The following is a 13,022-nucleotide window of genomic DNA, read 5'->3' on the forward strand; positions in this document are numbered from 1 at the left end:
TCTCAACAAAAAGCCGGCTCCACTTGAGGGTCTTATGCTGGCGAAATTAAAAAATATAAAAATTAATTCTAGTCTATGGCTGGTATGCAATTTAGAATCACTTAACAATGAGTAAATTAGTTAAAATCACTATTAGCGCCCTTGGCGCCGTAATCATCCTGATTGCAATGGGTGTATGGTATGCAGCCTCAACAGTAGATCCAGTACAACTGACCAAATTGCTCTCTTCCTCTGTGAAGACTGCTACCGGCAGAGATCTAAAAATCACTGGGCCAGTAAGTCTTAGTTTCTTTCCGGGCATTTCTGTTGCCGCAGAGGGTTTGAGTCTGAGTAATACATCTTGGGCACCTGGTTCTGACATGCTGACGCTCAGGCGCATTGATGTAAGTATTAAAACTCTGCCGCTGCTGAGTAAGCGGATTGAGGTTGACAGTGTGAAGCTTGCTGGCCTGGAGCTATTTCTTCAAAAAAATGGGACTGGTAAAGCTAATTGGGATTTTAGTGCTGACGCCCCCAGGGAGCCTTCCGATACTAAAAATAATGCAGAAACCTCATCTGTTAGCGATGATTTAATTTCTTTGGACAATGTTTCGATTGCGGATGCCCGTATTCAGTATCAAGATCCTTCAAACACCATTTCAAGCTACCAAATTCAGCGCTTATCGTTGGCAGATAGTAGCGATAAAACAGTCGTATCCCTTGCGATGAAGTTTCAAGAGCAAGTTCTCGAGCTCAGCGGAAAAACGGGCTCACTTTCTAGATTGCTCAAAAAGTGGAATGTCTCATCTGCACAATTCCCAATTGACTTGAGCCTCACTATGAATGACAAGTCTATGATGATTAAAGGCGAGGTAAGTAAGAATCCCAAGACCCCACCTACAATCAATTTGACGCTGAACTCAAAAACATTTGACTGGCCCGTTTTTGGGGTGCCTCCCAATCTTCCTCCGCGGGCAGTCAGTGGCGCTCAGTTAGCGCCAGTCGTACATCAAACTCAAAAGCCGCAGCCTAAGTACTTATTTAGTAATGAGAGCATTCCCTTTGATGTGCTGCCCCTAGTCAAAGGGAAAGTCGCAATCAATATTGGTGAATTAAATTTGCCAAAACGTAAACCTATTGAACATCTTCAAGCTACCTTGCAATTGAATGGTGGTGTTATTGATATTCCAAATCTCAGGTTTCAGATGGATAAGGGTAGCGCTGACTTACAGATCAAACTCTCGGGGCTGGATACGGCCAATCCGGCATTCAGGGTCAAAGGGATTACAAAGGATTTCACGCTAGAAAGCTTGCTAGCTAGGCTTGACCCGGGCTCCAAGGTGAGCGGGGGTGGCATGAAGATGGCGTTTGATGTGAAAACCTCTGGAAGTAGCTTGCATCAAATGGCATCAAATTCAAATGGCAAGATTCAGTTGAGTATTAGCCAGGCACGTATGGGTACGAATTTTTTAAATGATGCTGGTGATTTCGTAGTGACACTTTTGGATTCGATGAACCCACTACGTAAAAAAACTAGTGAGACAATTTTGGAGTGTGCAGTTGCCTATTTACCAATTAACAACGGCCAGATCAATATAGCTAAGTCAGTTGGGGCTGAAACAGATAGGTTGGACGTGGCTTTAGCTGGCTCTATCAATCTGAAGACGGAGGCTATTAATCTGACTATTGATCCACAAGAGAAATCAGGTCTCACCACGGGCTTAGATTTAAGTGGCATGGTAAAAATGGGCGGGACATTGGCAAATCCAAAGGCAGGTATTAATCAAGCCGGGGTAGTCAATAGCGCCGTCTCCATTGGACTTGGTTTTTTGACGGGCGGCGCAAGCATTTTGGCTGAGAATGCCAGATCAATGACTTCAAAGAGCCGCCCGTGCCGCGATGCGCTCCACCCTTGGTCTGACATCTACCCTGGAGCGGAGTAATTTTTAAAACAGTATTCCGCTGATAAAGAGGCTGAATAAAGAAATAAAGATGCTGGCAAAGAAGGCGGTCCAAAAGCCAGAAATCGTAAAGCCACTCACTACTGCAGACACCAGCATTAATACCAAGGCATTCACTACCAGCAGAAAGAGTCCCATCGTGAGGACAGTTAGTGGGAGTGTGAAGAGAATCAACAGAGGCTTTACTACAGCATTGGCAAATCCCAGCAGTAGGGCAGCAATCAAGAGTGAGCCACCGTCTGCAAAGCGTAAGCCGCTAAAAAGATAGCTGGCAACCCAAAGGGATAGAGAGGTTAAGCCCCACTGGACTAAAAATGGTACTAAGTTACCCATGGTATTTACCTTTTTTAATAGCCTTCGAAATCAATATCAATAATAGCTAATTTTAGTGGAGCCCTAAGCGGCTAATTTTTGCTTTGAATTTTTAATTGGCTTGAAGTGGATTTCAATATGGGTATTTGTGGCTGCCGCCAATTTCGTCAAAGTCCTTAGGGAGGGGAGACTGACCCCACTCTCAAGTCTTGCAATTGCGGATTGGGAGGTGCTCATTAGTGCGGCTAGCTCCTCTTGGGATAGTCCACTTTTCATACGCGCCTCAATAACTTCTTGCGCAATCTCAAACTCCATACGTGACTCGTCGTAAGCTTCTTTGTAATCTGGATTTTTAATCCACTTTTTATGTAAATTGGATATCTTAGTCATATTAGCTTTGCCTGTTTAGCTCTTCTTGTCGCCATCTCCAAAGCTGCTAGTGGAGTTTTCTGAGTTTTCTTAATGAATACATGTAAAACGATTATTTTTTCCCTTTTGCGTAGAGATAAATTCCTCTTGCAATTCCGCCCCGTCCAGAGACTCGTATTTCCCAGAATTTATCACCCAAAGACCTGATGTGAGGCATTCCAACATTTTGGGGGCCAAACTGCTCCAGTAAACCAGAGATTCTCACAAACTTACTTCTAATATCTACTGGCAGGACCTCTAGCTCATCGTCAACGGTGTTATTAAGAGTATGTACAGTCCATATGGTCATCCATAAATTATATCAATATTGATATATGTCAAAAATGATATAACTTAATCAAATATAAATCAAGGACTTTAATAATGCGGAGGGATTTCATCTTTTGGATTGGTGTAACCTACACCGCCCCCGCTGTTAGCCTGCTCTTTGATGGATTTAAGTTCACGATACAGAAATTCAATTTGTTGCTGCTGCTTGTAGATTGTTTCATTGAGTTGATCAATCAAATCTTCAGTAAAGCTAAGTTTAATTTCAAGATTGGTGATGCGATCATCGCTCATGTCAGTTCCTTTACCCTTATCTTAAGCATTGACCAACTCAAATCGACCATCTTCCATCTCGGCTTTTGGTCTGATCCAAAAATCGTGTGACTGAAGTGATTCATAGACATAGGCTGGCTCTAGATTAGCTTCGACATTGGCAAGTAAGACCACTTTATAAAAGCCACCCGTCTTAATGTGCCTTAGCTTGCTACCCGGCTTAAAGAGGCCGTCATCGGCATCTGCCATCTTTGGCATCGTTGGCGTCTCTAGTTTACTCATGTCAAAAAAGCGCTTTCTTAGTATGATTGTTAGATGGCAAATTGCGTCCCGTACTCCATTCTAGATATATCTCCGATCCCAGAGGGATTTACTGCTGCAGATGCCTTACGGAACTCTTTAGATGTTGCCCAGCATGCGGAAGCTTTAGGCTACACCCGCTATTGGGTAGCTGAGCACCACAACATGACAGGTAATGCTAGCTCTGCTACTGCTGTTTTGATTGCTTATATTGCCGGCGGTACAAAAACCATTCGCGTTGGGTCGGGTGGTGTGATGTTGCCAAATCATGCCCCGCTAGTCATTGCAGAACAATTTGGTACTTTGGCAGCTATCTACCCCAGTAGGATTGAGTTGGGTCTGGGGCGTGCGCCAGGTACAGATCAAATGACAGCTAGAGCCTTACGTCGAGATTTGCTCGGAAGTGATGATCGCTTTCCGCAGGATGTACGGGAGTTACAGCATTACTTTGGCCCCATCCAAGTGGGTCAAACTGTGAGAGCTATTCCGGGTGCAGATACCGAGGTACCAATTTGGATATTAGGATCTAGCTTGTATGGCGCTCAATTGGCGGCTCATTTCGGCTTACCTTATGCCTTTGCCTCTCACTTTGCACCGGAGCAATTATTGGATGCTATGTCAACCTATCGCGAATTGTTTAAGCCATCGGATAAGTTAGCCAAGCCCTATTGTGCATTTTTAATGAATGTAGTCGCTGCTGATACCGATGAAGAGGCTGCACACCTTTTTACTACTTTGCAGCAAAACGTCATTCGTATGCGCCGAAATACCCGCGGGCAGTTGCCACCCCCAATAGAAGATATAGATGACTTCTGTGAGCCACATGAAAAAATAACGGCTGCTCATGCTTTGCACTGCTCTGCTGTCGGATCTTTACAGACCGTAAGAAAAGAGATGCAGTATTGGCTTGATCAGACCGGTGCTAATGAAATCATCATCACGGGTCAAATTTATGACCATCAAGCTCGCCTCAAGTCCTTTAAAATCGCTGCTGAGGCAGCCAAAGGATTGCGTTTTAGTTCTTTAATCTAAAGGCGTTGTAATCGTTGGTAATGAGAATGTCTTCTGAGGCTGCTCTACTAGCAATTTGAAGTACTGCATTATCTTTGCTAATGAGTACTGTAGGCCTGAGTTGATAGGCCAAATCTAAAAAGATCTGATCATCCGGATCTTGGCATTTCCAGGGTGCGGGGTCTAAATTGGAATCATCATGCATTTGAGCAAGAGATTGCCATTGAGTCAAAATACTTGCTTGGGCGACTTCATCAAGATTAAAGAGGGGGCGTGATATGACGTCAGCAAGTTCCAGTAAGGTTGTTTGACTCGAGATTAATTGAATACTCCTATTCATCATTGCTTGCTTCAGATGAATAGCCCTTTCGTCATTAAAGACAAAAATATCTAACAAGATATTGGTGTCTAAAACTACGGGTCTCATTGCTGTTGATTGCGCCAGATTTCTGGGGTGATGGTGACTTGTCCCATATCTGAAGAAACGTATGCTTCCCCATCTTGAATATTCACATGCAGAACCATGCTGCGCTCAACTAGCTTATTAAGTTCTTTGGCTTGCTCCGCTGGAATGGAGATCACCTGAAGATTACGGGCGCGAGTTAATTTGTTGGCAATACCATCCCACCAGATTTTGCTGGTGTGCCCGCCGTAGCAATAGACGATGACTTGATCAGATCGACCACAGGCTTTCAGAATGCGCCTCTCGTCTGGCTGGCCTATCTCAATCCAAAGCTGAATGGCATCCGTGAGGTCTTTTACCCAAAGATCAGGCTCATCGGTATCACTCAAACCTTTAGTAAAAGCTAACTCTTCTTGTGCTTGCAGGGCAAACGCAATGATGCGCACCATCATCCGCTCTTCAGTTTCAGAGGGGTGCTTTGCAATAGTGAGTGAATGACTGCCGTAATAGTGGCGGTCAGAGTCTGCGACATGAAGGTCGGCTTTGTGGATAGTTGCGCGTAGAGCCATGGCGCATTATCGCCTTTTAACGCAATCATTCGGCCTATCCCAGTATTATTTGGCAAAATGGCCCGATTTACTGTGTATCGTAGAGTCCCATGATCCGTATTACCGAACTTCGCTTACCTATTAGCCATGCCCCTGAGGCACTGGAGGAGGCGATCTTGAAGCGTTTGAATATCCAAACCCAAGACCTGATTCAGTTTGATGTATTTAAGCGTAGCTACGATGCTAGAAAAAATGTGGCTCTGGCCTTTATCTACACCGTGGATTTATCGGTAAAGAATGAAGAAAAATTACTGAAGCAGTTTTCAAATGACATTCATATTCGACCATCGCCGGATATGAGTTATCACTTTGTCGCCAATGCCTCACAAGTAATGAGTGAAGATTTTGAGCGACCCGTTGTCATTGGATTTGGCCCTTGCGGAATTTTTGCCGCCTTGGTTTTGGCGCAAATGGGTTTTAAGCCGATCGTATTAGAGCGCGGTAAAGCTGTACGCGAGCGTACTCAAGATACCTGGGGTTTGTGGCGCAAGAATGTTCTTAATCCAGAATCCAATGTGCAATTTGGTGAGGGTGGTGCAGGGACATTTTCTGATGGCAAGCTTTGGAGCCAAATTAAAGATCCGAAGTTTTACGGTCGTAAAGTAATTACTGAATTCATCAAAGCAGGCGCCCCAGAAGAAATTCGTTATGTAGCTAAGCCACATATCGGCACCTTTCGATTGGTGGGTGTGGTCGAAAGAATGCGTCAAGAAATTATTGAGCTTGGTGGAGAGATTCGCTTTTCTCAAAAAGTGATTGGCTTTGATATTCAGAAGGATCAAATAGCTGGAGTCAAGATTGAGGGATATCCGGATTTATCAGCTAACCATGTAGTGCTAGCCTTAGGGCATAGTGCTCGTGATACCTTTGAGGTCCTGCATGCGGCAGGGGTTTATATGGAAGCAAAACCCTTTTCAGTGGGCTTTCGTATTGAGCATCCACAATCCTTGATCGACAGGGCGCGCTTAGGGCCTCATGCTGGCAATGAACTCATTGGTGCAGCGGATTACAAATTGGTTCACCATGCCAAGAATGGCCGCGCAGTTTATAGTTTTTGTATGTGCCCAGGCGGAACTGTTGTTGCTGCAACTTCCGAGCCAAATCGTGTTGTGACGAATGGAATGAGTCAGTACTCTCGCAATGAGCGCAATGCTAATGCGGGCATCGTTGTCGGTATTACTCCTGAAGATTATCCCGGTGGTCCTCTTGCCGGAATTGAGTTTCAAAGAGCTTTGGAGTCCAAGGCATACGAGCTCGGCGGATCTACTTATGAAGCTCCTGGGCAATTGGTAGGAGACTTTCTCGCTGGTAAAGCCTCTACAGAATTTGGTTCTGTAATTCCGTCTTATAAACCCGGCGTGCACCTGACAGATCTTGCTGATGCTTTACCTCCTTATGCCATTGAAGCAATTCGAGAGGCGATCCCCGCTTTTGAAAAGCAGATTAAAGGCTTTTCGATTAAGGATGCCGTATTGACTGGCATTGAAACGCGCACATCATCACCATTGCGTATTACTCGGGGCAGCAATTTTCAGAGTTTAAATATCAAAGGCCTTTACCCTGCAGGCGAGGGTGCTGGATATGCGGGTGGAATCTTATCGGCAGGAGTTGATGGCATTAAGGTTGCGGAAGCTATTGCGCTTGACTATCTGTCTAAATAATCTAATAAGCTTAATTTAGTAAGACTGAGCTTGCGGGTCATTTATCCCTTTATTTGGAACTATTCCTTGGGTAAATTCCACCTCTCAATCCCATGTTTATTGGAAATATCACCACTTTGGGTGAAGTGACGATAATGTCGCCATGGCTTTAATCGTACTCACTGATGCAAAACTGGCTTTTGGCCACGTTGACCTCCTCGCAAACACTGCTTTCTCACTCGAATCTGGTGAGCGTGTTGGCTTAATTGGCCGTAATGGCACTGGCAAATCCTCTTTATTGAAGATCTTGGCTGGCATAGAAAAAATGGATGATGGCTTGCTGCAATATCAGCAGGGTCTCCGCATTGCCTATGTTCCACAAGAGCCTATATTCGAAGCTGAGGAAACCGTTTTTGATGCCGTATCTAAGGGTGTGGCGCAAGCCAAAGCTCTACGTGAAGAATACGAAGCTCTTAGCATTGGGGAGTGGGATGATGCTGCCCACCATCGCTTAGATGAAGTGCAGTCACAATTGGAGGCTTTAAGCGGCTGGAATTGGGAGCAACGCGTTCATGAAACGCTGGATCGTCTTCACCTAGAGGCTGAGCTCAAGATTAATACTTTATCGGGCGGAACCAAGAAGCGGGTTGCTCTTGCTCGTGCGCTGGTAGAGATGCCTGATGTGCTGCTCTTGGATGAGCCTACTAACCATTTGGATCTAGATTCTATTTCTTGGCTCGAAGATTTATTGAAAGAGTACAAAGGCTCTGTGATTTTGATTACCCATGATCGCGCTTTCTTGGATAACGTTTGCACACAAATTGTTGAGCTTGATCGCGGTATCTTGCGTACCTACCCAGGTAACTTCTCAGCCTATGAGGTATTAAAAGATCAGGAAATGAATTCAGAGTCTCTGGCTAATGCACGCGCAGACAAATTACTCGCTCAAGAAGAGGTCTGGATTCGTAAAGGGGTCGAGGCTAGGCGTACTCGCAGCGTTGCTCGTATTGCACGCCTAGAAAACCTTCGTGCGACTCGCTCACAAAGACGTGATGCTGTTGGGCAAGTAAAGCTTGCAGTTTCAGCAGGAGATAGAAGCGGCAAGATTGTTGCTGATTTACAAAATGTTTCCAAGTCATACGAGCGACCGATTGTGAAGGATTTCACAGCAACGATTTTGCGTGGCGATAAAGTCGGACTTCTTGGCCCTAACGGCGCAGGTAAGACTACCTTACTCAAGTTGATTCTTGGAACGATTGCGCCAGACTCTGGCACAGCAACGATGGGTACTCGTATCGAGGTAGCCTATTTTGATCAAATGCGCGAAGGTCTTGATCTCAATGCTTCACTCGAGGATTACATCAGCCCAGGTAGCGAGTGGATTGAAATCAACGGTAACAAGAAACACGTGAAGAGTTATCTGAGTGATTTCTTATTTGCGCCTGAGCGTACTAATTCACCGGTCAGTACTTTGTCTGGCGGGGAACGTAACCGCTTATTGTTGGCGCGTTTATTTGCACGTCCTGCAAACGTTTTGGTTTTGGATGAGCCAACCAATGACTTAGATATTGATACTCTAGATTTGCTCGAGCAATTACTCCAAGACTATAAAGGTACGGTGTTCTTGGTTAGTCACGATCGCTACTTCCTAGATAACGTAGTTACCAGCATCATCGCTAATGAGGGTGATGGATTTTGGCGCGAGTATGAAGGTGGTTACGAGGACTGGAAAATCCAGAAGGCACGCTCAGACAAGATTCGCGCTGCCAACGGCGGCCTTAAGGCTGCTGAGAAATTCGAATCAAAGTCAGAAGCAAAAGCAGAAGTTGAATTAAAACCCGCGGCCGCAAAAACTGGGGTGAATAAGCTCAATGGTAAAGAGCGGCAGGAATTAGAGGCTCTACCTTTTCAGATCGAAACCCTGGAGACAGAGCAGGCTGATATTGGGATCGCTATGAGTAATCCCGATCTCTACAAGAATGAACCTGAATTAGCGGCGAGCATGCAAGCGCGCTTGTCAGAAATCACCGCTGATCTAGATATCAAATTACAGCGTTGGGAGTTGCTCTTAAGTCGCTCAGAATCTTAATGTAATTGAGATTCCCATGACCAAAGCAGAGTGGTTTATGACTTGCTCAGTACCGCACTCAAAAATCTAGAGATATCTACTAGCTCATCTGGATGAAGAGAGTGTTCCATTGGGTAGGTATTCCAGTCCACCTGATAGCCTAATTTTTCTAAGATATCAGCTGAAGCTTCTGCGCGCTCTAGAGTGATCACGGCATCCCAAACACCATGTGCCATCAATATAGGAGTCTTACCATTGGCCTCACTTCTCTCGAGTGCCAGTGAATTTGCTAGAGGCAGGTAGCCCGATAGCGCCATGATGCCGGCCAATCGATGCGGAAAACGTAGGCCGACCTGTAAAGACATGGCGCAGCCCTGCGAGAAGCCGGCCAAAATAATTTTTTCATAAGCAATTCCGCGGCTTGCCTCTCGCTCAATTAACTGCGAGATTGCTGCTGCTGATTTATGAATGCCAGCAAGATCTTCACGAGCGTTGATATCTCTCTCAGTAATGTCATACCAGGCTGGCATCACGTAGCCACCATTGACTGTGACAGCCATGGAGGGTGCACTTGGAAAAACAAATCGAATAGCAGGGCATTCAGAAAGATTGAGCTGGGGAATGATGGGTACAAAGTCATTACCATCGGCTCCTAGTCCGTGAAGCCAAATGACAGCGGCACTTGGATTGGGAGCAGTTTCAATTTCAATGCAGGGCAATACGGTCATTTTTTATCCTAAATTACAAGTGCATCGTTGCTAAGCCGCTCAGGGACTTAAACTATTTTTTCACGAACCAGCTGATTTCGAAGACGACTGATTTCATCTAGAAGATCTAGCGCTAGAGCAACTCCAGGAGTATTAAGCTCTAGATCATGGGTTAAATGAGCGGCAGTCTTTGCACGCTTCAGGGACTCTCCACTGAAGCGCCAGTCCTCTGGGGATGAGCCCGCAGGACTAAGAACACCTTCGGATACCCAAGACATGATGAGATCCTCTGGCGCACGCGTCGCTTGTGAAATTTCCACAATGCTCATGTGTACTTCTTCCTCAACAACGCTACCTGTAATCCAGGTGATTTGTGTTTGTGTCATATTCATCATCCCTTCAAATGGTTTCTGGGCTGGAAATCAAAAGCTTTTTCCAGTGCCTGATAAGCCTCTTTTTGCCCATCTGTTTCAGCGCTGGGTAAAACAATATTTGGCACTACGTATAGATCGCCCGCCTCTTTGCTGGGGATGCCCTTCTCTTTGAGTCGCATCTTGCGGCCGGCTGCTGTGCCCGCTGGAATCTTCAGCTCTAAAGTTGAGCCTGCAGGGGTCGGAATATTGACGGTAGCTCCAAGCGCCGCTTCCCATGGGGCTAGCGGTAAATCAAGGTAAACGTCTTTGCCGTCCACGCGATACATGGGATTGGGATGGAAATCAATCTCAAGGTACAGGTCACCTGCACCACCAGAGCCCATGCCCGGACCGCCCTGACCAGCTAAGCGTAGATTTTGTCCAGCCTTAATACCCTTCGGAATGCTCACATCAAGCTTGCGTTCTTGGGTGCTGACATGACCGTTAGCATCTTGCGTAGGCATATGCAGGGAGATAGTCCGTTGTGCGCCGTTATACGCATCCGCAAGATCAATCAATATCTTGGCATGATGATCTTGACCTTTGAGGTTCATGCCTTGGCGGGGGTTAGCACCTCGTCCACCTTGGCTCTGACGCCCTCTACCAAAGAGAGATTCAAAGAATTCACTTTGATCGCCCTCGTAGCCACCACCAAATCCACCATGCCCGCCACCAAAGTTGCTATCCGAATATTCAAATCCTTCATTCCAGTTTGGTGGAGGAGTGAAGTCTTGCCCATTTTTCCAGTTAGCGCCCATGCGATCGTAGGAAGCACGCTTCTCAGTATCTTTGAGAACAGAATAGGCTTCACCGACTTCTTTAAATTGAGCCTCTGCCCCAGCTTCTTTATTGACGTCTGGGTGATATTTGCGCGCCAACTTTCGGTATGCTGCTTTAATTTCTGCTTCGGTGGCGCCACGCGCTACACCAAGTGTTTCGTAGTAGTCCCTGAATTTCATAAGCCTATTGAAGTCCTGATTAAACCAATAACTTGAATTCTACAGTCCCTAGCGCTGACTTCTAGCTTCTTTTAATAAAGAAAAAAGCGGGCTAAATGCCCGCTGATCGCTAATCTGAGGTGGGGTCTTTCATTAGCTCATAACGCCAACTTGCCAGGGTACGAATTCATAATCACCCAGACCTAACAATTCGCTTTTTGAAGCCTCTCCAGAGGCTGTCCGGAGGAAGAGCTCAAAAATACGTTGCCCCATCTCTTGAACGGAAACCGTACCATCTAAGATCTCTCCGCAATTAATGTCCATGTCTTCAGTCAGCCTTTGATACATCGGCGTATTGGTGGCGAGCTTAATGCAAGGCGCTGGTTTAGAACCAAACATGGAGCCTCGTCCCGTAGTAAAGGCAATGAGGTTTGCTCCGCCTGCAATTTGTCCAGTTGCTGAAACAGGATCAAAACCAGGCGTATCCATAAATACAAAACCTTTAGCTGTGACGGGTTCTGCATATCGATAGACTTCCATCAGGGGTCCAGTGCCACCTTTCATGGAAGAGCCGAGTGACTTTTCAAAGATGTTGGCAAGGCCACCAATTTGATTGCCGGGACTCACTTGCCCGTTGATTTGGACATCACGACCAACGGAGTATTCATCTTTCCACCAACGAATCCGTTTAATGAGCTTCTCGCCGATTTCTTGAGTAGCAGCTCTACGAGTCAGTGTGTGCTCAACTCCATAAATCTCGGGTGTTTCAGAAAGAATACCCGTGCCGCCATGGCGCGATAGGATGTCTATTGCAGCACCTAAGGCGGGGTTTGCAGTAATCGAAGAGAATCCATCTGATCCACCACATTGCAGGCCAACGCATAAATGGCTCGCAGAAACGGTTTGACGCTTTGCTTTATTGGCTTCTGGCAGAAGTGCTTTGACGGCTTCAATTCCTGCTTCAATAGTTTTGCGTGTGCCACCAGTCTCTTGCATGATGAAGGTATGCAAGGTAGAGTTTTCTTGCAAGGCTTCTTGCTCCATCAATCCCTTAAGTTGATTACGCTCGCAACCTAAGCCAATGATGAGGGCTGCAGCTAGGTTAGGATGTTGTGCATAACCCGCCATCGTTCTGCGAAGCAATTGCATTGGTTCGCCACTCATTTCCATTCCGCAACCGATGCCGTGACTAAAAGCAACTACGCCATCGATATTCGGATAGTCTTTCAATCTCTCAGGAGTGAACCAGTCAGCTATTTTATTGACTACCGTTGCAGAGCAATTGACGGTTGATAGAATGCCGATGAAATTACGTGTGCCTACTTTTCCATTGGTACGCACATAACCTTCAAATGTGGCACGTTCAGATTCTGGAAGGAGGGTGGTCGGCTTGTATTCACTGGCATAGGCATAGTCACGATCGAATTCACGAAACTCGGTGTTATGACTATGGACCATCGTGCCAGCTTCAATATCGGTATTAGCAAATCCCACGGTTACGTTGTATTTGAGGATAGGCTCACCCTTTAAAATTTTCTTTGCCGCAATTTTGTAGCCGGCAGGCACTTGACTGCGACTAGTCAAATTTTCGCTGGGCACGCTTTCACCAATACCAATATCTATGCGGGCCACAACAATGTTGTCGTTAGGATGCAGGCGAATAATAGGCCCAGCTAATTTTTTCCCAGATGTTTCAATCATTGAATACTTTCA

Annotated in this window: 14 protein-coding genes and 1 pseudogene; 4 read left to right on the plus strand and 11 right to left on the minus strand. The window is 45.8% G+C overall.

Features of this window, described 5'->3' with window-relative positions:
* Positions 1–107 precede the first annotated feature (107 nt).
* Positions 108–1,922, plus strand: coding sequence for an AsmA family protein (locus CL55_RS03150; protein WP_046329825.1), 1,815 nt, complete (start codon positions 108–110; stop codon positions 1,920–1,922).
* A gap of 3 nt (positions 1,923–1,925) precedes the next feature.
* On the opposite strand, the gene CL55_RS03155 is transcribed toward CL55_RS03150, so the two are convergent.
* The 5 genes and pseudogenes from CL55_RS03155 to CL55_RS03175 form a co-directional block, all read right to left on the minus strand.
* A complete protein-coding gene (locus CL55_RS03155) occupies positions 1,926–2,273 on the minus strand; it encodes a phage holin family protein (RefSeq protein WP_046329826.1) in 348 nt (115 codons plus the stop codon).
* A 63-nt stretch (positions 2,274–2,336) separates the two neighbouring features.
* On the minus strand, positions 2,337–2,642 hold the full coding sequence (locus CL55_RS03160) for a helix-turn-helix domain-containing protein (RefSeq protein ID WP_046329827.1): 306 nt from the start codon (positions 2,640–2,642) through the stop codon (positions 2,337–2,339).
* Positions 2,639–2,970: pseudogene (locus CL55_RS03165) on the minus strand (type II toxin-antitoxin system RelE/ParE family toxin). The gene CL55_RS03160 and the pseudogene CL55_RS03165 overlap by 4 nt, the downstream one beginning before the upstream one ends.
* Before the next feature lie 68 nt (positions 2,971–3,038).
* A complete protein-coding gene (locus tag CL55_RS03170) occupies positions 3,039–3,242 on the minus strand; it encodes a SlyX family protein (RefSeq protein WP_046329828.1) in 204 nt (67 codons plus the stop codon).
* 21 nt (positions 3,243–3,263) lie between these two features.
* Positions 3,264–3,503: a hypothetical protein gene (locus CL55_RS03175; protein WP_046329829.1), complete on the minus strand. Its 240-nt coding sequence runs from the start codon at positions 3,501–3,503 to the stop codon at positions 3,264–3,266.
* A gap of 33 nt (positions 3,504–3,536) precedes the next feature.
* Here CL55_RS03175 and CL55_RS03180 point away from each other — a divergent pair, with 33 nt between their 5' ends.
* Positions 3,537–4,553, plus strand: coding sequence for an LLM class flavin-dependent oxidoreductase (locus CL55_RS03180; protein WP_046329830.1), 1,017 nt, complete (start codon positions 3,537–3,539; stop codon positions 4,551–4,553).
* Here CL55_RS03180 and CL55_RS03185 read toward each other — a convergent pair.
* On the minus strand, positions 4,537–4,959 hold the full coding sequence (locus CL55_RS03185) for a putative toxin-antitoxin system toxin component, PIN family (RefSeq protein ID WP_046329831.1): 423 nt from the start codon (positions 4,957–4,959) through the stop codon (positions 4,537–4,539). The genes CL55_RS03180 and CL55_RS03185 overlap by 17 nt on opposite strands.
* A complete protein-coding gene (locus CL55_RS03190) occupies positions 4,956–5,504 on the minus strand; it encodes a YaeQ family protein (RefSeq protein WP_046329832.1) in 549 nt (182 codons plus the stop codon). The genes CL55_RS03185 and CL55_RS03190 overlap by 4 nt, the downstream gene beginning before the upstream one ends.
* An 89-nt stretch (positions 5,505–5,593) precedes the next feature.
* Between CL55_RS03190 and CL55_RS03195 the strand changes: the two genes are divergently transcribed.
* On the plus strand, positions 5,594–7,204 hold the full coding sequence (locus CL55_RS03195) for an NAD(P)/FAD-dependent oxidoreductase (RefSeq protein ID WP_046329833.1): 1,611 nt from the start codon (positions 5,594–5,596) through the stop codon (positions 7,202–7,204).
* A 142-nt stretch (positions 7,205–7,346) separates the two neighbouring features.
* A complete protein-coding gene (locus tag CL55_RS03200) occupies positions 7,347–9,272 on the plus strand; it encodes an ATP-binding cassette domain-containing protein (protein ID WP_046329834.1) in 1,926 nt (641 codons plus the stop codon).
* 35 nt (positions 9,273–9,307) lie between these two features.
* Here the strand turns inward: CL55_RS03200 and CL55_RS03205 are convergent, their stop codons facing one another.
* The 4 genes from CL55_RS03205 to CL55_RS03220 form a co-directional block, all read right to left on the minus strand.
* Complete coding sequence (locus CL55_RS03205; RefSeq protein ID WP_046329835.1) at positions 9,308–9,979, minus strand: alpha/beta hydrolase; 672 nt, start codon at positions 9,977–9,979, stop codon at positions 9,308–9,310.
* Positions 9,980–10,026: 47 nt separating this feature from the next.
* Positions 10,027–10,344 carry a chaperone modulator CbpM gene (locus CL55_RS03210; protein WP_046331119.1) on the minus strand — a complete coding sequence of 106 codons (318 nt, stop codon included), beginning with the start codon at positions 10,342–10,344 and terminating at the stop codon, positions 10,027–10,029.
* Between the two features lie 5 nt (positions 10,345–10,349).
* Positions 10,350–11,330: a DnaJ C-terminal domain-containing protein gene (locus CL55_RS03215; RefSeq protein ID WP_046329836.1), complete on the minus strand. Its 981-nt coding sequence runs from the start codon at positions 11,328–11,330 to the stop codon at positions 10,350–10,352.
* A gap of 132 nt (positions 11,331–11,462) precedes the next feature.
* Positions 11,463–13,010 (minus strand): UxaA family hydrolase, encoded by a 1,548-nt coding sequence (locus CL55_RS03220; RefSeq protein WP_046329837.1) that lies wholly within the window; start codon positions 13,008–13,010, stop codon positions 11,463–11,465.
* Positions 13,011–13,022 lie beyond the last annotated feature (12 nt).

Origin of the sequence: Polynucleobacter duraquae (assembly GCF_000973625.1) — a bacterium.
Lineage (GTDB): Bacteria > Pseudomonadota > Gammaproteobacteria > Burkholderiales > Burkholderiaceae > Polynucleobacter > Polynucleobacter duraquae.